General features: G+C 60.9%; 22 protein-coding genes. 8 read left to right on the top strand and 14 right to left on the bottom strand.

What is annotated here, in order from left to right:
* Nucleotides 1–416 precede the first annotated feature (416 nt).
* The 3 genes from LG281_RS18240 to LG281_RS18230 all read right to left on the bottom strand — a co-directional run bounded on the left by LG281_RS18240 (nucleotide 417) and on the right by LG281_RS18230 (nucleotide 5,466).
* Nucleotides 417–1,943, bottom strand: a complete 1,527-nt coding sequence (locus LG281_RS18240; RefSeq protein WP_404403208.1) for a hypothetical protein — start codon at nucleotides 1,941–1,943, stop codon at nucleotides 417–419.
* A gap of 15 nt (nucleotides 1,944–1,958) precedes the next feature.
* Nucleotides 1,959–3,803 (bottom strand): flagellar hook-associated protein FlgK, encoded by a 1,845-nt coding sequence (gene flgK, locus LG281_RS18235; protein WP_404403207.1) that lies wholly within the window; start codon nucleotides 3,801–3,803, stop codon nucleotides 1,959–1,961.
* Nucleotides 3,804–3,876: 73 nt separating this feature from the next.
* Nucleotides 3,877–5,466: a flagellar hook protein FlgE gene (locus LG281_RS18230; protein WP_404403206.1), complete on the bottom strand. Its 1,590-nt coding sequence runs from the start codon at nucleotides 5,464–5,466 to the stop codon at nucleotides 3,877–3,879.
* A 251-nt stretch (nucleotides 5,467–5,717) separates the two neighbouring features.
* Here LG281_RS18230 and LG281_RS18225 point away from each other — a divergent pair, with 251 nt between their 5' ends.
* Entirely contained in the window at nucleotides 5,718–6,584 is an 867-nt protein-coding gene (locus LG281_RS18225; RefSeq protein ID WP_404403205.1) for an ATPase, read from the top strand.
* Between the two features lie 31 nt (nucleotides 6,585–6,615).
* Complete coding sequence (metA, locus tag LG281_RS18220) at nucleotides 6,616–7,548, top strand: homoserine O-succinyltransferase (RefSeq protein ID WP_404403204.1); 933 nt, start codon at nucleotides 6,616–6,618, stop codon at nucleotides 7,546–7,548.
* A 5-nt stretch (nucleotides 7,549–7,553) separates the two neighbouring features.
* On the opposite strand, the gene LG281_RS18215 is transcribed toward metA, so the two are convergent.
* The 3 genes from LG281_RS18215 to LG281_RS18205 are packed head-to-tail and all read right to left on the bottom strand — an operon-like array spanning nucleotide 7,554 to nucleotide 10,542.
* Nucleotides 7,554–7,985, bottom strand: coding sequence for a TadE/TadG family type IV pilus assembly protein (locus LG281_RS18215; RefSeq protein ID WP_404403203.1), 432 nt, complete (start codon nucleotides 7,983–7,985; stop codon nucleotides 7,554–7,556).
* Nucleotides 7,985–8,503: a TadE/TadG family type IV pilus assembly protein gene (locus tag LG281_RS18210; protein ID WP_404403202.1), complete on the bottom strand. Its 519-nt coding sequence runs from the start codon at nucleotides 8,501–8,503 to the stop codon at nucleotides 7,985–7,987. The genes LG281_RS18215 and LG281_RS18210 overlap by 1 nt, the downstream gene beginning before the upstream one ends.
* Nucleotides 8,504–8,544: 41 nt before the next feature.
* On the bottom strand, nucleotides 8,545–10,542 hold the full coding sequence (locus LG281_RS18205) for a pilus assembly protein TadG-related protein (protein WP_404403201.1): 1,998 nt from the start codon (nucleotides 10,540–10,542) through the stop codon (nucleotides 8,545–8,547).
* 236 nt (nucleotides 10,543–10,778) lie between these two features.
* Here LG281_RS18205 and LG281_RS18200 point away from each other — a divergent pair, with 236 nt between their 5' ends.
* Together LG281_RS18200 and LG281_RS18195 are read left to right on the top strand one after the other, a co-directional pair.
* Complete coding sequence (locus tag LG281_RS18200) at nucleotides 10,779–12,239, top strand: YcjX family protein (protein WP_404403200.1); 1,461 nt, start codon at nucleotides 10,779–10,781, stop codon at nucleotides 12,237–12,239.
* Nucleotides 12,236–13,264, top strand: a complete 1,029-nt coding sequence (locus tag LG281_RS18195) for a YcjF family protein (protein ID WP_404403199.1) — start codon at nucleotides 12,236–12,238, stop codon at nucleotides 13,262–13,264. Before LG281_RS18200 ends, LG281_RS18195 begins: the two co-directional genes overlap by 4 nt.
* A 67-nt stretch (nucleotides 13,265–13,331) precedes the next feature.
* On the opposite strand, the gene LG281_RS18190 is transcribed toward LG281_RS18195, so the two are convergent.
* Nucleotides 13,332–13,598: a hypothetical protein gene (locus LG281_RS18190; RefSeq protein ID WP_404403198.1), complete on the bottom strand. Its 267-nt coding sequence runs from the start codon at nucleotides 13,596–13,598 to the stop codon at nucleotides 13,332–13,334.
* Nucleotides 13,599–13,931: 333 nt separating this feature from the next.
* Entirely contained in the window at nucleotides 13,932–14,207 is a 276-nt protein-coding gene (locus tag LG281_RS18185) for a hypothetical protein (RefSeq protein WP_404403197.1), read from the bottom strand.
* A gap of 261 nt (nucleotides 14,208–14,468) precedes the next feature.
* On the opposite strand from LG281_RS18185, the gene LG281_RS18180 reads away from it, so the two are divergent.
* The 4 genes from LG281_RS18180 to arsC are packed head-to-tail and all read left to right on the top strand — an operon-like array spanning nucleotide 14,469 to nucleotide 16,858.
* On the top strand, nucleotides 14,469–14,828 hold the full coding sequence (locus tag LG281_RS18180; protein WP_404403196.1) for an ArsR/SmtB family transcription factor: 360 nt from the start codon (nucleotides 14,469–14,471) through the stop codon (nucleotides 14,826–14,828).
* Nucleotides 14,821–15,321 (top strand): arsenate reductase ArsC, encoded by a 501-nt coding sequence (locus tag LG281_RS18175; protein ID WP_404403195.1) that lies wholly within the window; start codon nucleotides 14,821–14,823, stop codon nucleotides 15,319–15,321. Before LG281_RS18180 ends, LG281_RS18175 begins: the two co-directional genes overlap by 8 nt.
* A gap of 9 nt (nucleotides 15,322–15,330) precedes the next feature.
* Nucleotides 15,331–16,392 (top strand): ACR3 family arsenite efflux transporter, encoded by a 1,062-nt coding sequence (arsB, locus tag LG281_RS18170; RefSeq protein WP_404403194.1) that lies wholly within the window; start codon nucleotides 15,331–15,333, stop codon nucleotides 16,390–16,392.
* A 31-nt stretch (nucleotides 16,393–16,423) separates the two neighbouring features.
* Nucleotides 16,424–16,858, top strand: coding sequence for an arsenate reductase (glutaredoxin) (gene arsC, locus LG281_RS18165; protein WP_404403193.1), 435 nt, complete (start codon nucleotides 16,424–16,426; stop codon nucleotides 16,856–16,858).
* Here arsC and LG281_RS18160 read toward each other — a convergent pair.
* From LG281_RS18160 to LG281_RS18135, 6 genes are all read right to left on the bottom strand, one after another.
* Nucleotides 16,848–17,462, bottom strand: coding sequence for a LysE family translocator (locus LG281_RS18160; RefSeq protein WP_404403192.1), 615 nt, complete (start codon nucleotides 17,460–17,462; stop codon nucleotides 16,848–16,850). The two genes, arsC and LG281_RS18160, sit on opposite strands and share 11 nt — an antisense overlap.
* 666 nt (nucleotides 17,463–18,128) lie before the next feature.
* Nucleotides 18,129–18,458 carry a 2Fe-2S iron-sulfur cluster-binding protein gene (locus LG281_RS18155; RefSeq protein ID WP_404403191.1) on the bottom strand — a complete coding sequence of 110 codons (330 nt, stop codon included), beginning with the start codon at nucleotides 18,456–18,458 and terminating at the stop codon, nucleotides 18,129–18,131.
* A gap of 2 nt (nucleotides 18,459–18,460) precedes the next feature.
* Nucleotides 18,461–19,492, bottom strand: a complete 1,032-nt coding sequence (locus LG281_RS18150; RefSeq protein WP_404403190.1) for an NAD(P)/FAD-dependent oxidoreductase — start codon at nucleotides 19,490–19,492, stop codon at nucleotides 18,461–18,463.
* Between the two features lie 70 nt (nucleotides 19,493–19,562).
* Entirely contained in the window at nucleotides 19,563–20,843 is a 1,281-nt protein-coding gene (locus LG281_RS18145) for a phosphoadenylyl-sulfate reductase (RefSeq protein ID WP_404403189.1), read from the bottom strand.
* Nucleotides 20,844–21,079: 236 nt separating this feature from the next.
* Nucleotides 21,080–22,738, bottom strand: coding sequence for a nitrite/sulfite reductase (locus tag LG281_RS18140; RefSeq protein WP_404403188.1), 1,659 nt, complete (start codon nucleotides 22,736–22,738; stop codon nucleotides 21,080–21,082).
* A complete protein-coding gene (locus LG281_RS18135; protein WP_404403187.1) occupies nucleotides 22,725–23,030 on the bottom strand; it encodes a DUF2849 domain-containing protein in 306 nt (101 codons plus the stop codon). The genes LG281_RS18140 and LG281_RS18135 overlap by 14 nt, the downstream gene beginning before the upstream one ends.
* Nucleotides 23,031–23,032 lie beyond the last annotated feature (2 nt).

The following is a 23,032-nucleotide window of genomic DNA, read 5'->3' as shown; positions in this document are numbered from 1 at the left end:
GCCGTCATCCTCGCGCTTGACGCGAGGATGACGGCGGAGGGGGTATTCGGCGTAAACCGAAGTTTCCGCCCCAAAACTTATCCCCGCCCCCGAAACCGCGCTTATGATGTTCGTTACGGACCCGCTTGATGGGCGCAGGCGCAACGCACGTTTGGGCGGGACCGGTCCGGGTCCGATGGGAGTCGTCCCAGCGGAGGTCCGAACGTCACCAGAGCCAGTCGCGGCAGCACCGCGGCATACCGGGGAAACCCGGAGGGGATTGGCCCTAGCCTGTTGCGGACGCCAAGCCAAAAATCCCGGGCGTATGCGGCGAGGCTCGCCTCGCATTTATATAATCAGTATGAGGCGCGTCTCGCCGCATACCGTCCACGCTATTTGACACCGGGGCTCGAGGGTCGCCGGATGAATAAGCATGCCTACCGCAGGTAGTTCACCAGCGTAAGCTGGCTCACCATGGAGGTCACCTGATAGCTTGCCTGGAGCCGCGTCTGCAGCGTCAGAATCTTCGCCGCAACCTCTTCCTCGGGCGCGGATTCGATATCCGACAACATCGTCTCGAGCTGCGCGTTGTACTGCGTATGACGCTCCTTGACCGTGTTCATGGTGGAATTGGCGAGCCCCATTTCCATCATGATCACCTCGATCGAACCGGCCTTGGCGTTATTGTCCTCCGAAAGCCGGCTGCGCTGGATGTCCACCATCCCCTCATACCGCCCGGCATTGATCTCACCGACCGGCGTAAAGGAACTCGCCGCGAACACCGCAAGCCCTTTGACCAGCTCGTTGAGGCCATATTCATTGGCCTGCACGCCATAGCTCACCCTGGTGCTTTCATCGACGTTGGTCGTCACGGTCTTGCGCGGATTGGAGCTGTCCTGCCCGTTATACCAGCGCACCGTATTGTCGTAATTTGTATCCGCGACAAGCGCTTCGGGCGGCCCGGCATCGTACCGCATCACCGGCGAACCCGAAGCATTGAAAAAATTGTCCGCTGCAGCGTAGGTCGACGCCGATTCAAGCGAGGTGGGAACCAGTTCATCCAGCTTCGCCTGCAGCGCCGCCTGGAAATTTGCAGCCGTCGTGGCCTCATCCGCGCCGATTTCGTACGATCCGGCAGGCGGCGGCGTCTCGTCTGTCGCCTTGAGCGTGATGTATTCAACCCGGTCCCGATCGTCCGGATAGCTCAACCCGACGGTGATCTCGTCACCCGGCGAGAGTGCCGAAATGTCGGTGAATTCAACCGAAACCGCATTCGCGACCGGCGCGTCGGGATCGTGCGGCGCGGCGATATTGGTCACCGTTGCGTAAGCGCCCCCACCGGTAATGCTCGAAAGCTTGAGGCCGAAGACATGGTCTCCGTCCTCGGTGAGCGACACCGTCGCCCCTGTCAGGTCGTTGTCGAGCCGCCCGTTATTCGACGTATCCGCGGCATTGCGCTCAGCCATCACGTCAAGGAACCCGGCTTTGCCGTCCGCACCGTTCATGAGCGCGTCATACGCCGAAACCGGCCGCCGGTCCGAGGCGTTGCCACCGAAGATGTACTGCCCGGTGATATCGGTATTGAGCAGGTCCACCACTTCGCGCAAAAGGTTTTCGGCCTGTTGCTGAGCGTTGACGAGCACCGTGCCGTCCGAGCCATACGCATTGGGCACCGCCAGCGCCCGCGCCTCGGCCTCGATTTCTTCGAGCCGCTCAAGGGAATTGTTGTAAAAGCTCAGCCGTGTTTCGGTGGTGAGAACGTTGGCCTGATACCCTTCGATCCTCTGCAGCCGCGCCCGGATGTTGAGATCGTGCACCCGGTCGAGCCCGAGCGATGCGAGCGTATTGTACCGCTCCCCGGTCGCAAGCTGCTGCTGCAGATCCTCCATCCGCTTTTGCATGTGCGCAATCGTCGTCGTGTTGTTCGACTGCGCATAGAACGACTTGTTGACGATCGTGGTCATGAGCCAGGTTCCACCCTACATCCGCATCAGCGCATCGATGAGTTCCTGGACGGTCGATACCACCCGCGCGCTCGCCGAATAGGCGTTCTGCAGTTCGATCAAACGTGCCATTTCCTCATCGACATTGACGCCGTATTCCGAATTCATCTTGGTGACCACCGATTCCAGCGTCGCCATATTCTGGCTGTCGAGGCTCTGCGCCTTGGACACCATATTGCCCTGGTGATTGATCATCTGCGAGATCATATCGCTCACCGGGCCCGTCAGCCGCACACCGCCATCCGAAAGCGCTGTCACTTTCTCCGAGACGAATTGCATCGATTTGAGAGCATTGAGCAGGAACTCGGGCCGATCCGCGTCCCCGAGCGAGATACCCGCGTCGTATTGCACCAAAAGCGTGCTATCCGCGACAATCGCCGAATTGATCTGGATCCGTCCCGCGAACCCCACCTTCTGATCCGTCCCGTCGACGCTCCCCGTATAGGCCGCGTCGCTGGCATCGGTGAAAAGATTGAGCGCCAGATCGCCGGACTGCTCGTCCGAAGGCGTCCCATAGCCCGTCATGGACGCGATGGTGGACGTGACGCCACCATCGTCCATAACCCGCAGCACACCGCCGCCCTGATCCGAAAAGGTGACATCGGGACCCAGGGCGGTATTGAGCTCCGCAGCCGCCGCAGTCTGATCGGAGAGATCGAGCGCGATCACCTCCTCGCCTGCCGCATTGGGCGAAGGCAGCGTCGTACCGTCCTCCGAATGCACGAGCCGCACCGTATGAGTACCCGTGGAGTCCGTGTAGTTGACCAGCACCGAATTGCCGGGCTCGACATCGGAAAGATCGATCTCGAACCCTGCAGGAATGCCCGGCCCACCGCCGCCAACCGCGGTGCCGTCCGTGGTCACCGTATTGAGCGCCTGCGCCAGCCCCGCGGCAATCTCGTCGAGTTGATCCTGCACCGTCACCAGCGTGTCATCACGCAGCTCGACGAGCCCGGCGATCCGTCCCGAGCTGAGCAAATCCTTGGCGACGGGGTCGATTTCAAGCCCCGACGGCGTCCGCAACGTCAGTACGCCCACCCCGTTTTCATCGGGATTGCTATCGTAAAGCTTGCTCGCATTGAGCGTGCCACCGGACGTGAATTCGAAAAATGATGGTTCGACGTCGAGAACGCCGATCCCCGATTCCGTCATCAGCGCGACAGTACCGTCATTGCGATAGGACGCCTTAACGTCGATCAATTCGGAGATCGACGCCACGAGCCGGTCCCGCTCGTCCATAAGCGCCAACCGCGAAGTCGCATCCTGTGAGAGGTCGAGGATGCGCACATTGACATCCGCAAGTGCGGTCAGGCTTCTGTTCAGTTCGGAAACCGAATTCGAAATCTGACTCTCCGCTTCCCGGCGCATCTCCTGAACCGCGTCGGTGAGCCCGTTGAGCTGCTCGACCACCGCTTGCGCGGTATTGAGGACAGCAGCGCGTGTCGTCAGATCGTTGGGGTTGGTCGCCATCGACTGCAGCGCATTCTCGAACGACGCGTATAGTGTATCGAGCGAGTTGTCGTCCCCGGGCTTGCCCAGATGCATCTGGAGCCGGTCGAGATATTCAGCCTGGACGTTGTAGAAGCTGGCGTTGGAAACCGCGACGAGATGCTGCTTTTCCAGTGCCTGATTGAAGGCGCGGTCAAGCGCGAGCGTACGCACCTGCGCACTCGTGCCGAACGTCGTCTCGGAGATGACGAGCGATTGCTTGTGATATCCAGGCGTACCGGCATTGGCGACGTTGCGCGAGACCGTATCGATGCCGCGCTGGCTTGCGTTCATGCCCCCAAGTGCATTCGATAATGTCGAACTCAGCCCCACGGCTCAAACCCCATTTCGCACATGCCCCCTAACGACGATGTGCCGCCCCGAACGAGCGGAGCGGCGAAGACCATCACCGGACCATATTGAGGGCTTCTTGCAGCATCTCGTCGGACGTCGTCACGATACGTGTGCCCGCAGCGTAGGCCTGCTGCGTTACGATCAGCTTAGTAAATTCCTCGGAAATGTCGGTATTGGAATTCTCGAGCGCCCCACCGGTCATGCTGCCCTCTGTGGAAATGATCGCCTCGCCGGATTCAGCGGTCGCTGAATAGACCCCGCCATCTAGACGCTTGAGCATGTTTTCCGCATTAAAATTGGCCGTAACCAACTGGTAGAGTTCGACCTGCTCGCCGTTCGAATATGTCGCAACCACCCGGCCAGCGTCGTTAATCGCAATCGACATGAACGAACCCGCCGGATAGCCGTCTTGCTCGAGTGTCGAGATCGATGCCCGACCGTTGGCATTGTCGTATTGCGAGATACCGCTTTCACCGAAATCGAGCTCGACATCCCCGATCGTGGTCCCATTGATCGTCAGATTGGCCAGCGTCAGCGAAACAGAGTCCCCTGCCGCGACGGCATTACCACCCACCGAAGCCAGCGTGCCGTCATCAGCGAACGCGAACTCGCCGCCCGCGACCTCAGCCCATGTCTCCGGATCGCTTGCACTCATATAGAAGAGCTGCCAGGTGTCTGGGCTCTCGCTCATCTTACCCCAGCGCATCTGGATATTGGCAGAAGCGCCGTTGGGCGCATAGACGGTAATCGCGCCACCCTCCACTGTTTGCTCCAGAAATTCGGGAACACCTTGGCTGGTGATGCCGGGCAGCTCACCCGTACCGCCGATCGTGATGCCGGTCTGAACGTCATCGGCCTCAATGACGAGGTCGCCGCCCACGATGGAGGCTGTAGCGTTGATATTGGCATTACCGTTGATCCAGTTGATCAGGTCCTGCACTGTCGTCCCATCGACACCCTCGGTGAACGTCTCAACGCCCGCACCCGTATCGACAGTAAAGGTGTCGCCGCCCGCAAAATCGGGGAAGGCACTCAGCGCGTCACCGCCTGCCACTGTACCGGTATTCGTACTGGTCGATGCAGGAGCATTAAGGAGCCCAACCGCAGGCACGGCGGGCAGGTTCAACCCGTACTGGATCCTTTGGGTCGCCTCGGCCGCTATGAGCCCGTTGCTGACCTGAACCATCTGCGGCACTGAACCTGCGACGTTGCCAGTCGACGAGTCAACCGGCACACCCTTGAGATAATACCCCGCACCATTGACGAGATACCCTTCGCGATCGAGCGCGAAATCCCCGCGCCGCGTAAAGAAATTGGCATCCCCGAAGACGGAGGAACCATCGGTCGTACCGGTCTTCTCCGCGACCACAAAGAAGCCGGATCCATTGAGCGCCACGTGAGTACTGGTGTCCGAGGTGATGATGTCCCCGCGCACATCGTTGGTCGAGCGCGAGTAGGCAAGAACCGCCCCAGGAGACTGCCGCCCCACGGCAGCATCCGGAACAAGATCGATAAACCCGGTCTCCATACGTTTGTAACCGGTGGTCTGCGAGTTCGCGATATTGCCCGAAATATTTTCGAGCGCGAACGACTGCCCCTGCAACCCCGTAACGGCAGTCGCCAATGCCCCATAGATACCCATACAACTCTCCGTTTCGATTGCGGCCCGGCCGCACGTAGTCGAAATGGCTCATGCAAGCCCGATGCCAAACCGCTAAGTCTTTGAATCTGTGGGCCATCCACCTTGAAAACTACTCGGAACAACCAGTCGATCAGGAAAAATCCGCACGCACCCCGGCAAATCTTGCCGTACACATGGCGGCTTCCTTGTCTCTCCGCGGGCGATGGTCTAAACCCCATGGCCGCGATACAAGAACCTAAAACGGTGCCCGAATGCTCTTTGAGTCCGCAGATCAGTTCCGAGCCCTCGACCGTAAGGCGGTGACCGTCTTCGGCATGGCCGGCGTCGGCAAAACGCGGCTGGGCAATCTGCTGCGCCGCTCGGACTGGTTCCATTTCTCGGTCGATTTCCGCATCGGCACGCGGCATATGGGCGAATATATCGTCGACAACTTCAAACGGCATGCCATGAAGGTCCCCTTCCTGGCCGAGCTCCTGCGGTCGGACTCGATCTACATTTCGTCCAACATCACTTTCGACAATCTCGACCCGCTCTCGACCTATCTGGGGACTCCGGGGAACCCGGATAAAGGCGGTCTGCCCTTTACCGAATACCAGCGGCGACAGGAACAGCACCGGGTCGCCGAGATCTATTCGCTGCTCGACGTCCCCTATTTCATCGGGCGCGCCAAAGATCTATATGATTATAACAACTTCCTGTGTGATACCGGCGGCTCGCTGATCGAGGTGCTCGACCCGCACAATCCAGAGGATCCTGTGGTCAAGGCGCTGACCGAGCATACAGTGCTGCTCTATCTCAAAGGTTCGAGGCAAGACGCGGACAAGCTTGTCGAACGTTTCAAGGCCCAGCCCAAGCCCATGTACTACCCGCCGGATTTCCTCGTCGCCAAATGGGAGGAATTCAAATCCGCCAACGGCGTCACCAGCGATGACGACGTCGACCCGGACGCCTTCGCGGTTTGGGGATTTGAAGCGCTCCTGGAAGACCGGATGCCACGCTATCAGGCCCTTGCCGACAACTTTGGATACGAGGTCGAGGCCTCGGACCTCGCGGCGGTCCAGAACGAGTCCGAATTCATAGAGCTCATGTGCAGCGCCATCGACGCAAAAAACGCCTGACCTGCACAAACCTCTATCAAGGACCACTGAAATGCCCATCCGCATTCCCGACGAACTCCCCGCCCGGAAGACTCTCGAGTCCGAAGGCGTCGTCGTCATGGATTCGACCCGCGCCGCGCGCCAGGATATCCGTCCGCTCGAAATCGGCCTCCTGAACCTGATGCCCAACAAAGAGCGCACTGAGACCCAATTCGCGCGCCTGATCGCCGCCACCCCGCTGCAGATCGACCTGTCGCTTGTGCGGGTGACCGATCACACATCCAAGAACACCCCCGAGGAATACCTCCAGACCTTCTACCAGACCTGGGAAGAGGTCCGCGCCCGCAAGTTCGACGGTTTCGTCATCACCGGTGCGCCGATCGCTAACCTGCCCTTCGAGGAGGTACGCTATTGGCCCGAAATGCTTGAGATCATGGACTGGACCCAGACCAACGTCCATTCGACCATGTTCATCTGCTGGGGTGCGCAGGCCGCGCTGCATCATTTCCACGGCGTCAAGCGTTACCGCCTGCCGCAAAAGGCGTTCGGCGTCTACCGCCACCAGGTCGTCGACACGCGCTCGCCCTACCTGCGCGGCTTTTCAGACGACCTCGCGGTCCCGGTATCGCGCTATAACGACATCGACCGATCGACACTCAGCAGCGATCTCGACATCCTCATCGACAATGACGAAATCGGAATCTGCATGCTTGGCGACCGGAAATACCGCGCGCTCTACATGCTCAACCATCTCGAATACGACAACCGTTCGCTGGTGGACGAATATGAGCGCGACATCAAGGCCGGCTTGGCAACCCCTCTGCCCGTCAACCTCTTCCCCGGCGATGATCCCGACAAAACGCCGGACAACCGCTGGCGCAGCCACGCACATCTCTTGTTCCAGAACTGGATCAACGAGATTTACCAGACAACGCCCTACGAGATCGCGAAGATCGGAACAGAAGGCGTTCAGCCCGCGGGCTAGCTGGCTTACTGGTTCGGAAAGCAGGCCGACGCCTGCATTTCCGCACCGCCAGCCAGCGCGAGGACGATGTCGGGAAGGACCGTCTGGAAGCGGTGCGAAATGCTGACGACCGAAAAACCGTCAAGACCGTGACACGCCCTATCCGGATCCAGCGTGATAGTCGAGTTCGTCGTCGAAACGAACCAGCCACGCAGCTTGCTCTCGATTAAGGCGCGGGTCTGCGGCTCGCTATAGGCGCTCGCGTCGTCCGAGCACTCGATCTGTGGAATCCCCATGCACCGCGCCCCTGCGATCGCCGTCTGATGCAGTGCATGCGAGGTCCAGAACAACCGGCTGAACTCGATCGTCCCGAAGAGCAGCAACAGCAGAACCGGCACGATAAGCGCGAACTCAACGGCACTGGCGCCAGCGGTGTTGCGTCGGAATGCAGCGGCCACTACTGGACCTCGACCAGCGCCGAAGCCGAGATCGTGCCGTCCTCTGCAACGATGCCATACCCGGAAAAGAGCGGCTGATGCGCCCGGGAAACCGAAACCGACACGAATTTCCCCGCCTGCCCGCCATCGGGACAATCGTTCCCGCACGAGGACATGGCGCCCCACTCGAAGCCGTCCGCAGTGCTGTTCGGACAGTAGCAGGCATCGGCCTTCAAGGCGCTTCCTCCAAGCGCAATCGTACTGCCGCTCAGTTCCGCAGTCGGCCCGTTATTGACGACCACACTGGCATCCGACATCCCGAGCGTCCCGGTATGCGCGATCAAACGGGCCGTATCCTCAGCCAGATCCTTGCCGCTCTCCGAATTGACCATGTCCGTGTGTGCAAGCACATAAGCCGCGCCCGATGAAACCGCGGCGTTGATCTCGAACCGGGCAAAGAGCACCAGCCCCAAATCTGTACCAGCGGCCAGGATCAGCGCGAAAACCGGCGCGACAAGCGCGAATTCCACTGCCGACATGCCGTCCTCCCGCAAGCGCAGAAAGGTCGAAACCACCGCCCTCATTGGATGAGCCCTACCCGTCCGCCGCCGCCCGTAGCGGTCTCGCAGCTCGACCCCGTTGCCCCACCACCGGCAATCTTGATGCTGGCCCCGATCAGTTGCAGGCACCCCCCCGGCGCTTCGACGACCTGACCGCCGCCGCCCATATCGATCTTGCCATACGGAAAATAGAACGTGCCCGAGACATGTGCGGTGCCCGATCCGGTCATGGTGACGCCCGCCGTATTATTCGCATCGGTCGGCCCGATGACTGCGAGATTGGCGTTGGGACCGGTTTGGGGCGCGACGATACGTGCCGAATTGCCGCCGGAAAAACAGAACGCGGCACCGCAATCCCAGCTACCGGGCGTTTCCGAGCCCGATATGACGAGGGTTACATCCTCGCCCTCGATGGACATGCCGCCGCAATACGCGTTCTTGGACGCATTGCCGGCCCCGCCCCGGAAATAGCCGTCGATGGTATAGATGCCGGCACCAAGCTGCGCCGTCCCGGCAAGTTTGATATTACCAGCAATGTCGTGTTGCGCGGCGGCGGGAAAGACCACACAACTCCCCCCTCCGCCGCTGATATCGCCCGTAACCTCGAAGATATCCTCGACCCCAAGCGCGTCTTCCATGATGACGGTGCCACTGCCGCCCATCCCGATCGCGACGCCGGCACTCGAGGGACCGATGGCGTAGCTGTTCGAACCGCTCCCGGTCCCCAACCGCACGATGCCGTTGCCGCTCGAATAGATACCCGCCGAGATCTCGAATGTGCTTTCGCCTTCGAACGTGATTTCCTGATTCTCGCCGCCGACGCACAGGCTGTACCAACCGGAGTTAGGCCAATCGCCGCAACTATAGCCCCAATTGCCATTCGGCAGTGACCCGATCCGGAATATCCCCCGACCGAAGTGGACGGTCCCGCCGATCACCCCCTGCTTGATCGTGTAAATTCCATCGCCGAACGAGAGCTCCGTGCCATTGTTCGCCACGATGGTGCCAGAAATATTATACGTCGTGCCCGTCGGTGTCGGTGCCGAGAGGAACGTCGCCTTCGCACTGCCGCCGATGGTGATCGAGCCGGCGTTCACCTCCGGGCCGCATTGGATGAGCCAGTTGTTCGTGCCGCCCCATTGCGAAATCTCGTCCGCGTTGACCACCACGCACCCTGCCGCCTCGATCTTGGCGATCTCAGCGCTGCCACCTCCAAGATTGATGTCCACCCCGGGCGTCAGATCCGGCGTCACCGGAGCGCTCTGCGCCGCGACGACGGCGATACGGCTGGTCAGCTCCGCGATAGCCGTGCTGTCCGCGAGCGGATCGGAGACGGGCTTTTTCTGTGGCGCGACAGGATTACCATCTTTGTCTCTGATCGGCTGATAGCTCTCATTCCCCCAGGGGCAGATGTCGTTGCCCGCACCGTTATAGGTTGCTGCCGCTACGGTCATCCACGCGCCGCATGGCACCGTGATCGAAGCGTTGGTTGCCACTGTGCAGGACGGTGTCGATATCTTCTCTCCACCACCGCCCAACTCGATCCCGTCACCATTGGCATCGAGCGCGTAAATGCAGCCTGCCTGCTCCCCGACGCCGACAACGGCATAAGCCGTCGCGCCGATGGTCAATTCCGGCCCGCCGCCGACCAACGGAGCCAGAATGAGCGTGTTCTTCGTTTGCACCTGCGCCCGTACCGCCGTCGCACTGGCGTCGCGCGGCGAGGTCGTCAGCGCGACCGAAAGGTCGGTGGCGGCAATGCCGTTGAGCGCCGCTATCCTGCCGGCAGCCTCGCGCATGGCATCTTCGGACTGCGTCTCGCTATAGGCAACCGCGCCGGCATAAGACGCCAGATCCGCGACGCGCTGATTTTCGACCTGTGTGAGAAGCCCGTTGCCGTATTCGACCGACAGTCCCACAAAGCCGAGAAGGAAAGGCAAGGCCAGCGCGGAAATGACAACGACATTGCCCGATCTATCCGCCGCAAACCGCGCAATCCAGCTTACCCAGAACCTCATGCGTAATCCCAACACTGCCCCTAGATTGGGCCATTTCGCCCGTATAACCGAACGGTGTGTCGTGCCTTGAACATTAACGCCCTGTTACACCTGCCGACGCACGTGCAGAAAACAGCGCAAATCGGATAGCGCGCGCGCAAATCGGATAGCGAATGGAGTAAATCACGCCGCCACCGCCACCTTGCAAAATCCGCCGCGCCGCCTACCTTGGATCCCAAAAGAAAGAAAGCCGCGGCGTGCCCAGCACTCTCCCCACAACACTCGCAGACGAAGTCGGCATCACCTTGGGCAATCTGGCGGATGCCGCCACCGGCGTCGTGACGCCGACCCTGAGACTCGGTGTTACCGGCCTCTCGCGCGCGGGCAAGACGATTTTCATCACCGCCCTGATCCACAATCTGCTAACGGGCGCCCGCCTGCCGGGCTTCGCCGCGATGAGTGAAGGCCGGCTGATTGGCGCACAGCTTGCCGAGCACCCGGATAACGCAACGCCGCGTTTTGCTTACGAAAACCATCTGGCCGCACTCCTCGGCGATCCGCCCGTCTGGCCCGAGAGCACACGGCGCATATCGCAACTGCGTATAAGCCTGCGCTATCAGAGCCAGAATTGGCTCAAATCCCAATTGGGTGCCTCTACGCTCAATCTCGACGTCGTGGATTATCCCGGTGAATGGCTGCTGGATCTGCCACTTCTCACCAAAAGCTTTAAGACCTGGAGCGAAGAAGCGCTCTCGCTCGCTCAGCGCCCGGGACGAAGCGACGACGCCAAGGCGTTTCTCGATCTTGTCCGGACGGTGGATACGACCGCCCTGTCGGATGAAGCGACGGCCGAAAAGCTCGCCGAAGCGTTCACGCATTATCTGCGCGAATCCAAAACCGACCGCCAGGCACTTTCAACGCTGCCGCCGGGCCGTTTCCTGATGCCGGGCGATCTCGAAGGTTCGCCCGCCCTCCGGTTCGCGCCGCTCCCCACGCCGTCCGGCGTGGTCAAGTCGGCCAGCCTCTACGCCATGCTCGAACGGCGCTACGAGGCCTATAAATCCATCGTCGTCCGCCCCTTCTTCCGCGATCATTTCGCCCGGCTCGACCGGCAGATCGTTGTTGTCGATGCACTGCGCGCGCTTAATGCCGGCCCGGAAGCGGTAGCCGATCTCGAGGCCGCGCTGACCTCCGTGCTCGCATGCTTCCGCCAGGGACGCTCAAACCCCATCTCCAGGCTTTTGAACCGCAAGATCGATCGCATCCTCTTCGCCGCGACAAAGGCCGACCATCTCCACCACACGTCTCACCAACGGCTCGAAGCCATCCTCAACCGGCTTGTCGCAAGCGCGGCACGGCGCGCCAAGTTCTCCGGCGCCCAGACCCGCTCGCTCGCCATCGCCGCGATCCGTGCCACCCGCGAAGGCACGATCAAGGACAACGGCGATACGCTCCCCACAATCATCGGAACGCCCGAGAAAGGTCAGGTCCTGGGCAGCACGACCTATGACGGAAAAACCGAAATCGCCTTGTTCTCCGGCGACTTACCGGAAAATCCCGATTCACTTTTCAAAACATCTGAATCAACGCCTCAACTCAATTTCCTGCGCTTCCTGCCGCCGCAGAACCTTGTGCAGACCGAGGCTGGTGACCCAGTTCTGCCCAACATCCGGCTCGACCGAGCCATCGATTTTCTGATTGGAGACCGGCTCTCATGAGAGAACCCCGCGCCCTCCCTACGCGTTCGCGGGATGAAAAGAGCCACGAGGCCCGCCCGCCACGCGCCTTTTCAAGCGACCGCGTCGAGGAAACCGAAGACGTCTTCACCGAGAGCGCAGAAACGCTTGCGGCATCGGATGTCCCGCCCGAACCTGAAAAGCGTGGCGGCGTCTGGCGCGGCCTCACGCTCTGGACCGGCGGCACCCTCGTCTCACTCGGGCTCGGGCTTGCCGCCGAACGGCTGATCCGCGATTTGTTCGCGCGCTATGACTGGCTCGGCTGGCTGGGTCTCGGGGTTCTCGCCGTTTTCATCCTCGCCCTTGCCGTGCTCGTTATTCGGGAAATTGCCGGACTGATACGCCTGCGCATGCTCGACGCACTGCGAGACCGAGCCGCCCGGACGCTTATCACCGACGACCTCAAAGACGCTCGCGCTGTGGCAAGCCATGTACTTGAGCTCTATAGCGCTCGCGCCGAACTCGCCCGTGCCCGCGAAACGCTACAGGGCGACCTGAAGGATCAGCTCGACGGCGCGGAAACGATACGCATCACCGAACGCACGATAATGGCTCCTCTCGACGCCAAAGCCCGTGCGCTCACAGCAGCCAGCGCCAGACGGGTCGCGCTTGTCACCGCCGTAGCGCCGCGCGCCATCATCGATATAGCCTTCGTCATTTTCGAAAGCTTCAGGCTCGCCCGCAATCTCGCTGACCTTTACGGCGCTCGCCCTGGCCTTTTCGGCTTCCTGCGGCTCGTCCGCGCCATCCTCGCACACCTTGCGGTAACCGGCGGCCTCGTCCTCACCGACGGTGTCGTTGAACAGCTTGTCGGCCAAGGCCTCGCGGCCAAGCTCTCGGCGCGGCTTGGCGAAGGCGTCGTCAACGGCTTGATGACCGTCCGGGTCGGCATTGCAGCCATAAGAGTTGTCCGCCCCCTCCCGTTCGAAACGCAGAAATCGCCTGTAGTGACCGACTTCATCGGGGACCTGACGAAAGTAGTCACTGAGAAAACCGCACAGCAATAAGGGCGACACCACACGGCATCGCCCTCCAGGCTCGTGATCTCGTTATTTTGAGATGTAATAGCTGGCCTTAGATCAGGCCGGCCTTCTGGCAGTCCTTATAGGAGATCGACGAAAGCTGCACGTGCGGCGTCGCCAGTTCGGCGGTCCACTTCGGCTCGACGTCGAGCGCATCCCACTGCGACGACTCACTGGCCATGTCCCCGCAATACTGAGCGACATAGGGCAGGTCCTGATCGGACACTGCGATCGTTCCGACGGGCGTCTGCGCAAAAGCAGAGCCGGCGGCGAGAGCACCGATAAGGGTAGCGGAAGCAAGAAGCATATTGGTTTTCATTTGAGTAGTCCTTCTAGGTTGGCGTCCGGCTGGAAGGTCGTTGCCCGCCAGTTCCGAACGGCGTGACGTTCGCGCCGGCGCATGGCCTTTGTTGGACCACTTTTTGGCGTAACTGCCTTATTCGAACGTTTCTCAAATAAAAATTTAGCAATGATTTGAAAAGGTTGCGTCGAGTTCCCATATCGGCATTTCGCCAGATTGTAGTCTGCCGCCCCGATCAGCCAACCGGCGGTCAAATTTGGGCTTTTGCAGAAAAAACGCGCTCGAACGGCGCCATCGACGGGCCCAGCCGACCATCGGCCGGGCCTCCTCTTTACGGGTTTGCTGCGCTGGCTATCCCTCAATCAGGCCAGCCTCCTTACAGTCGCTGATATGAAGTGAGCCCAGAACCACACCGGGCGTCCGTACTTCCTCCAGGGGGGATGGCTCCCTTTCCTCAGGATCCGACCCCAGGCCTGCGTCGGCCAGATCCTCGCAATACTGCTGCACATATGGCAGCTCCATATCGCTGACGACGATCGTGCCGACCTCGGTTTGCGCAAAAGCGCCGGTTCCCAGGGCGAGACCTGCTAAGAGGGCAAACGGGGCGACAAGAGCTTTGGCAATCATGATGTCATCTCCTCTTGGAGCGCTTCCAGCAAAAGCAGGCATCGCTTTTGCGGTTCGGAAGCGCGATAAAATGAAGAGCTAGAGAGTTTTCGCGCTTCGAAGAATCGCGGAAAGCTCTAGAAGGCACCTGCCAATCCAGCAGGCACCGGCATCCCCGCTTTCCCAACGCATCGCCGCGCTTACAGTTCCTGTTTCGCGGCCATCAAAACTTGAATTGATTCACCCTTGACGCCAGATCCATATATCGATAATTCTCGATATATGGATACAAATGATGCTATCGACGCCTTTTCGGCCCTCGCACAGACGACTCGCCTCGACATCGTCCGCGCCCTCATAAAGGCCGGTCCGGATGGACTGACGGCCGGCGCCGTTGCCGAGGCCGTGGCGGGGCGCCAGAATACGGTTTCGAACCACCTGTCCATTCTCGCGCGGGCAGGCCTGATCGAAGGCGAACGCGACGGGCGCACGATTCACTATCGGGCGAACTTCGACACCGCTTATCGGCTTGTCGCATTCCTGCTCGAAGATTGCTGCGGCGGACGCCCGGAAGTCTGCGCGCCGCTTTTAAGTACGCTTTCCTGCCTGCAACCGGAAAACGCGGAGACATGCTGTGACTGAGCCGGTTTATAACGTCCTGTTCCTGTGCACGGGCAATTCCGCCCGCTCGATCATCGCCGAAGGCCTGCTCAACCGCGACGGTAAGGGGCGGTTCAAGGCCTGGTCTGCGGGCAGCCACCCCAAAGGGGAAGTCCATCCCTTCACCCTCGACCTGCTCAAAACCCTGAACATCGACCCGGACTACGCCCGCTCAAAAAGCTGGAACGAATTCGCTGGGCCCGGCGCGCCCGAATTCGATTTCATATTCACCGTCTGCGACGACGCGGCCCAGGAGGAATGCCCGATCTGGCCCGGTCATCCCATGACCGCCCATTGGGGCGTGCCCGACCCGGCCGCAGCCCAGGGCACCGACAGCGAAAAGCACGTCGCGTTCGCCGAAGCCGCCCGGCAACTGGGCAACCGCATCTCGCTCCTCCTCAACCTGCCCATTGCCAGCATCGACCGGCTTTCGCTTAAATCCAGGCTCGACGCCATCGGCCAAACCAGAGACTGACCGCTTTCCATGACCATCGACACCATTGCGCCCGCCCCGGCTGGCGGTATCGGCTTTTTCGAAAAATGGCTTTCCATCTGGGTTGCCGCCGCAATAGCCGCTGGCCTCATTTTGGGAAATCTTTTCCCCCAACTCTTCGGCGCATTGGCCGCGCTTGAATACGCTTCGGTCAACTTCGTCGTCGCGGTGCTGATCTGGGCCATGGTTTACCCCATGATGGTTGCCGTAGACTTCGGCTCCCTCGCGCAGATCGGCCAGAAGCCCAAGGGTCTCGTCCTGACGGTTGTCGTCAACTGGCTGATCAAGCCGTTCACCATGGCACTTCTGGGCGTTCTGTTTTTCAACTATATCTTCGCGCCGTTCATCGACCCGGCGGATGCGCAGCAATATATCGCGGGCCTCATTCTGCTTGGGGCCGCGCCCTGCACTGCGATGGTCTTCGTCTGGTCCCAGCTCACAAAGGGCGATCCGACCTATACGCTCGTACAGGTATCCGTGAACGACGTTATCATGGTCTTCGCCTTCGCCCCGATCGTCGCACTGCTTCTGGGACTGACGGAATTGTCGGTTCCCTGGGAAACCCTCCTGCTTTCGGTCGCGCTCTATATCATCGTCCCCCTGGCCGCCGGCATGGTCACCCGCGCAACTCTGCTGCGAAACGGCGATGCCTCCGCGCTGGATCGTTTCAACGGCCAGGTCAAGCCGTTCTCCATCGTTGGCTTGCTGGCGACGGTCGTGCTGCTGTTCGGCTTCCAGGGACAGACCATCCTCGCCAATCCTTTGGTCATCGTCCTGATCGCCATCCCGCTGCTGATCCAATCCTACGGCATCTTCGGAATCACGTTCTGGGCGGCGTGGAAATGGAACATCCCTTTCAGCATTGCCGCCCCATGCGCGTTGATCGGAACCTCGAATTTCTTCGAGCTGGCGGTAGCCGTCGCAATTTCGCTTTTCGGGCTCAACTCCGGCGCCGCGCTGGCAACGGTGGTTGGCGTGCTGGTCGAAGTCCCCGTCATGCTGTCCCTTGTCGCCATCGCCAACCGCAACAAGCATCGGTTCGAACGGGGATAAGGTTCCTTTTTCAGCGATCGAGGAGAGCACTTTGACCATCACCATCTACCACAACCCTGCCTGCGGAACCTCCCGCAACACGCTCGCGATGATCCGCCAGAGCGGCGAGGAGCCTGTGGTCATTGAATATCTCAACACCCCGCCCGATCGCGAAACCCTCATCGATCTCATTGAAAAGTCCGGTCTCACCGTTCGCACCGCGATGCGGTCGAAAGAGCCGGTCTTCAAGGAACTGGGCCTCGAGAACCCCAACCTTTCGGACGGTCGGTTGCTTGACGCCATGCTGGCGCACCCGATCCTCATCAACCGCCCCTTCGTCGTCACGCCCAAAGGCGTCCGCCAATGCCGGCCCTCTGAAATGGTCCTCGATATCCTGCCCAATCCCGATATCGGCCCCTTCACCAAGGAAGACGGCGAAGTCGTGATTGACGCCAACGGCAAACGGGTGCGCTCGCCTACTGTTTGATGACGATATAAGCCGCCGCCCCGGCCATGGCACCCGCGGCACCGCGGTTGAGCAGCTTGAGCGCGCGCGGATTGCGCAGGAAGTCCCGCGCCTTCGCCGCAAGCCCGATATAGGGGATCAGTACGATCTGCAGGACCACGATGGTGACGGCGACCAGCCACGCATAATCCACCACAGTCAGCGTCTCGAGCTCCACCACCGTCGGCAGCAACGCCATATAGAAGATGATCGTCTTGGGGTTCGAGATCGTCACCGAATAGCCTGACAGAAGCGACGGCCAGAACCCGCTCCCCTTGCGCGCCGCCACCTTGTCCGGATCGATCCCGGCCCGCCAGAAGCTGATGGCGAGATAAACGAGGTATGCCGCCCCCGCTAGCTTGATCACTACAAAGAGCCCCGAAAACGCCGTCGCCACCGCCGAAAGCCCGAGCACCGCAAGCGTGAGATAGGTGAGGTCTCCCAGAGCCAGCCCGAAAAGAAACCATAACGCCGGGCGGAACCCGGACCCGAGTGCCTTCCCCACCGCAGCCGCAATCCCCGGCCCCGGAATGGCCGCAGCGATCGCAAGAGCTATGGCGTAGGGGAGATAGTCGAGAAGGAACATCGATAGCCTCACGGAAGCGGTTAAGCGAATGCTCTACACGAAGCTGCGAATTCGGTGAAGTGGGCCGCAACAGCCCCGCGCGCGCTTATGCGTCCGACAGCCCTCGAGCCTCGGATGTCAAATAGCGTGAGCGGTATGCGGCGAGACGCGCCTCATACTGGGTGGATAGATGCGAAGCGAGCCTCGCCGCGCCATCGCGCATAGCGCTTTGGGCGTCCGCGCGCTTGAAAAGCTCCACCGGAGCTTTTCATTCGGCTACGCCGAACCGCTTCGGACTCCGGGGTTTTTGGCTTGTCCGCCCATCTTACAGGCTGGGGTTTGGCCCTCCGAGCATAGCTCTCCGGGCGTTCGTGCACTGACGAAGGTCCACCGGACCTTCGTCTTTGGCTTTGCCAAACCGTTTCGAACTCCCCGCTGCGTTTCCGCAGTACGCCGTCGCAGCGCGACGACCGGCTCTGGTGACGTTTGGGCCTCCGCTGGGACGACTCCCATCGGACCCGGACCGGTCCCGCCCAAACGTCACCAGAGCCTACCTCCATCCGGGCAGATAGAACGTCACTTCAAGCGATTGTCCTGGCAGAAAACATTCGGCTTGTTGCCGAGGCGGCACTCTTCTTCGATGCAGTGAAAAGCCGGCGGCTGATGAACCAGCCACCGGCAACAGCCTTACGCCGCGTCTTCCTGACGCGCCGAATCCGCCAGCGTCACCTTGAGCCCGTCAAGCTCCTCGCTCATCAGGATCTGGCACGAGAGCCGGGAATTAGGCCGGATATCGGGGACCGAATCCAGCATGTCCTCTTCCTCGTCGGTCGGCGCGTTGAGCTTGTCTTCCCACTCTTCGTCCACAAAAACATGGCACGTCGCACAAGAACAGGCGCCGCCGCACTCGGCCTTGATGTTGAGACCCCAATCGCGGATCACCTCCATCACGCGCCATCCCTCGAGCGCCTCAAGCTCGTGGACGGTGCCGTCCTGATCGGTGACGATGATCTGCATCTTTACGCGACTCCGAGTTTCTTCTGCAGTTTGGTCGAGGACGTGGTGTACTGAAAGATGACCTTCTCGTCAGGATGGACGATCCGCTTGGCGGCCTGCGCCATCAGCGCGCCCTCATGGAAGCCCGAAAGGATGAGCTTGAGCTTACCCGGATACCAGTTGATATCGCCAATAGCAAAGATGCCCGGCACGCTGGTTTCGAACTTTTCCGTATCGACCGTAATGAGCGCGTTATCGTGCAGGTCCAGCCCCCAGTCGGCAACCGGCCCGAGCTTCATGGTGAGCCCGAAGAATGGCAGCAACCGGGTCGCAGGGATGCCCATCTCACCGGCCTTGGTGTTCAAGACCACCTCTTCGAGCTGCCCATCTTTGCCTTCGAGCCGGCCAAGCTGGCCGATCACGAAGTTGATCCGGCCCTCTTCGACGAGCGCGTGCATCTTGTTGACGCTGTCCGCGTGGCCGCGGAACTGGTCGCGCCGGTGCACCAGCGTCAGCGAACGAGTGATCGGCTCGAGGTTGAGCGTCCAGTCGAGCGCGGAGTCCCCGCCCCCGACGATAACGACGTCCTGGTCACGGAAATCGTCCATCTTGCGCACGGCATAAAAGACTGACTTGCCTTCATACTGCTCGACATCGGCAACCGGCGGACGCTTGGGCTGGAACGACCCGCCACCCGCAGCAATCACGATGACCTTGGCGTTGAAGACCGTCTCCGCATCCGTCGTCACCCGGAACCCGCCTTCGGGCAGCTTCTCGACATTCGTAACCATCTGCGAATAGTGGAACTCCGGCGAGAACGGCGCAATCTGCTTCATCAGATTGTCCGTCAGCCCCTGCCCCGAAATCTCCGGAAAAGCGGGAATGTCATAGATCGGCTTTTCCGGGTATAGCTCGGCGCACTGCCCCCCAGGCCGGTCCAGAATGTCGATGACGTGACATTTGAGGTCCACGAGACCCAATTCGAACACAGCAAAAAGCCCCACCGGGCCCGCGCCGATGATCACGACATCGGTTGTGATTTCATTTCCGCTCATTGAATGGTCCTATCAGGATCGATCTTTCGGTTTGGACCGCTCTATAGATGAGCGGGCCCATCAAGTATAGTCAGGTATCCTTCCGCCGCAGGAAGGGCCGCGTGCCCGCGGGCACGTCGCCCAGCCCGACCGGCTGGTAGTAATGCGAGACCTCCGCCAGCGCACCCTTCTCGAGCGCTTCACGCGTCGCTTTATGCGTCACGATGAAGGCGTCAATGCCGCACCGGCGCATGAAGGGAATTTGGTCGGTCAGCACATCGCCCACCGCGCGCAACTCTCCCTTGTAGTCGTACCGCTCGCGCAAAAGCCGCGCGCTCGAATAACCGCGTCCGTCGGTAAACGCCGGAAAATTGATCGCAACCGAGGAGAACCGATCGAGATCGTCCGCGACGTCTTCGACCTTTTCACCGGGATTGACCTGCAACCCGATCGGATGAGGGCTCGCCAGAAACGCCTCGCGGTGCTCAAGGAACACCGTCACCGGCACATGCGTATAGCGCACGTCGGCAGCCACATCGTCCTCGGCCCAGGCACGCCAGGGATCAGCCTTGAACTCACCATCCTTGAACAAGGTCTTTTCCGATTGGCTCATGGGCGCCGCAATCTTCCCGTTGAAGTCAAAGTGGATACCGCATTCGGACTTGTTGAGCCCGCGCCAGCGCCCCGCGCGCGGATCCTCGCCCTCGGCAACGGCGCTGGTGCACGGCGCGCAGCCGATGGACTTGTAGCCCTTGTCGTAAAGCGGATGCTCGGGCAGGCCGTGCTCGGCCTTGTACGTCTCGATATCGGCATGCGTAAAATAGGCGAGCGGGTTGACCTTGATCCGGTCGTCGCTCGTCAACTCGAAATGCGGAAGCACGCCCCGGTCCGAGGTCTGGAACCGCTTGCGGCCCGTCACCCATCCGCCATAGCCCGAAACCACCTTTTCGAGCGGCTCGGTCTTGCGGATGTGGCAGCAGCTGTCGGGATCCGTTTCCCACAGATTGCCTTTGGGGTCGAACCGCTCGATATCCCCGCTCTCGGGATGAAGCGCCAGGACGTTGGTCAGCCCCAGATGGGCTTTGAGCGTTTCGACATAAGCCAGCGTCTCTGGGAAATGCTTGCCCGTCTCCAGAAACAGCACCGGCAAGTCCGGATTGACCTTGGACACCACATGCAACAGCACCGCCGAGTCCGCCCCGAAGGAGGACACGATGGCCAGATCGTCCGGCAGCAACTCCTCGGCGGCCTGACGCAGTACGCCCTCGGCATCCATCTCGTCGAACATGCCGTTGAGCGCGATAATGCCGAGCGACCGCAGCTTGTCCGGCTTCGCTTCCGCCACCGTGAACATGGGATTAGCCGTTGCCATTTGCCGTTTCCTTGAGTTGAACGCCCGCGAGCCGAAGAGCACGTAGCCGTCTCAGCGCACCCCTCTCCCCCAGCCCCTCTTCCTCAAGGGGAGAGGGGGGCTCTTGCCGAGATGCTTGCGCCAATCCTCCCTTCTCCCCTTGAGGGAGAAGGTGCCCCGAAGGGGCGGATGAGGGGTGAGCAGCCTCACGGCGCGCACCGGCGACGCCATTTGGCCGAACCAGGCGACTTATCGTCCTACCCATTCCCATAAAGCGCCTCCTTGAACGGCGCATCGCCCAGCCGGCGATAGGCCGCGATGAAGGTTTCATCCGGGGTTTCCCGGTGGGCGATATAGGTGTCCACCAGCTTCTCGATCGCGCCCGGCACCTCTTCGGCGACGAAGCCGCGCCCGAGAATATTGCCGATCGCCGCGTTCTCGGTCGCATCGCCGCCGACGGTGATCTGATAGAGCTCGGTGCCCTTCTTTTCGACCCCAAGAATGCCGATGTGCCCGACATGGTGATGTCCGCAGGCGTTGATGCAGCCGGAAATCTTGATCTTCAGATCGCCGATCTCCTTCTGCCGCTCGGGCGAAGAAAAGCGCTGCGAGATGTCCTGCGCAATCGGGATCGAGCGGGCATTGGCCAGCGCGCAGTAGTCCAGCCCCGGGCAGGTGATCATGTCCGTGATCTCGCCCGCATTGGCTTCAGCAAGATCGGCCTCCACCAGCGCGTCGTAGACCGCCTTGAGGTCGGTGAGCGCCACATGCGGCAGAACGAGGTTCTGCTCGTGCGTCACGCGCAACTCGTCAAAGCTGTACTTCTCGGCGAGGTCGGCGACGACCTCCATCTGCTCTGCCGTGGCATCGCCCGGCGCACCGCCGATGGGCTTCAATGAGATCGTGACCGACGTATAGCCCTGCTTGGCGTGCGGGAAGGTATTGTTCTCAAGAAACCGTCCATAGGCCGGGTTGAGGATTTTTTCCTTCTCCACATCGATATCGACGACCCCGACCTCCTCGAACGCCGGAAGCGCGAAATAGTCGGTGATCCGGTCGAGTTCTTCCTGTGGCAGAGTGAGAACGCCGCCACGCACCTGCGCGAACTCTTCCTCGACCTGCCCCTTGATCGTTTCGAGCCCTTCTTCGTGCACGAGGATCTTGATGCGCGCCTTGTACTTGTTGTCCCGGCGGCCATAGCGGTTGTAAACGCGCAGGATGGATTCGAGATAGGCCAAGAGGTGCTCATGCGGCACGAAGCCGTTGATGAGCTTGGCGATCATCGGCGTCCGGCCCAGCCCGCCGCCGACATACACCGCCCAGCCGATCTCGCCCTTGCCATTGGTCTGCGCCATCAGCCCGATATCGTGGAACTTGACCGCTGCCCGATCGTTCGGCGCGCCGGTGATGGCGATCTTGAACTTGCGCGGCAGGAAGGTGAATTCCGGGTGCAGGCTCGACCACTGCCGGATGATCTCGGCCACCGGACGCGGATCGATGATCTCGTCGGCCGCCGCACCGGCGAACTGATCGGTCGTGACGTTTCTTATGCAGTTGCCCGAAGTCTGGATGGCGTGCATCTCGACCGAGGCGAGATCCGCAAGGATCGCCGGCACGTCGCGCAGCTTGGGCCAGTTGTACTGGATGTTCTGCCGCGTGGTGAAATGCCCATAGCCACGGTCGTATTTGCGCGCAATGTGCGCGAGCATGCGCATCTGCCGCGACGAAAGCGTGCCATAAGGCACCGCGACGCGCAGCATATAGGCGTGAAGCTGCAGATAAAGCCCGTTCATCAGCCGCAGGGGCCGGAACTGGTCCTCGTTGAGCTCGCCCGAAATGCGGCGGCGCACCTGGTCGGAAAACTGCGCGACGCGTTCATTTACGAACGCGGCGTCGAACTCGTCATATCGATACATGGCCGTCCTCATCGAGGTTCTGGCGTTCAAAACGCGGGGTGGTGGGGCCCTCGGCGCGGATGCGCTCACGGATACGGTTAGGGACGATGACGCCGTCTTGGACGCTCACCGCCTCGGCCTCGATGCTGATGACCATGCCCGTGGCCTTGGTCGCGGCAATCGCGGCGTCGCGCGCTTCAGCGTCGTCCTTTGCAAAGACCCGCGCCTTCTGCAGGTCCTCGCCCCAATGCCCTTCAGTGTCGAGATAAACGACGGCACCCGAGAGCAATTCGTTTCCTGTGAGGATTTCCATTC

The organism is Pelagibacterium halotolerans (assembly GCF_044811015.1).
Lineage (GTDB): Bacteria > Pseudomonadota > Alphaproteobacteria > Rhizobiales > Devosiaceae > Pelagibacterium > Pelagibacterium halotolerans_A.
Note: the sequence above shows the minus strand (reverse complement) of the source record. Positions and strands in the feature narration are given on the sequence as shown.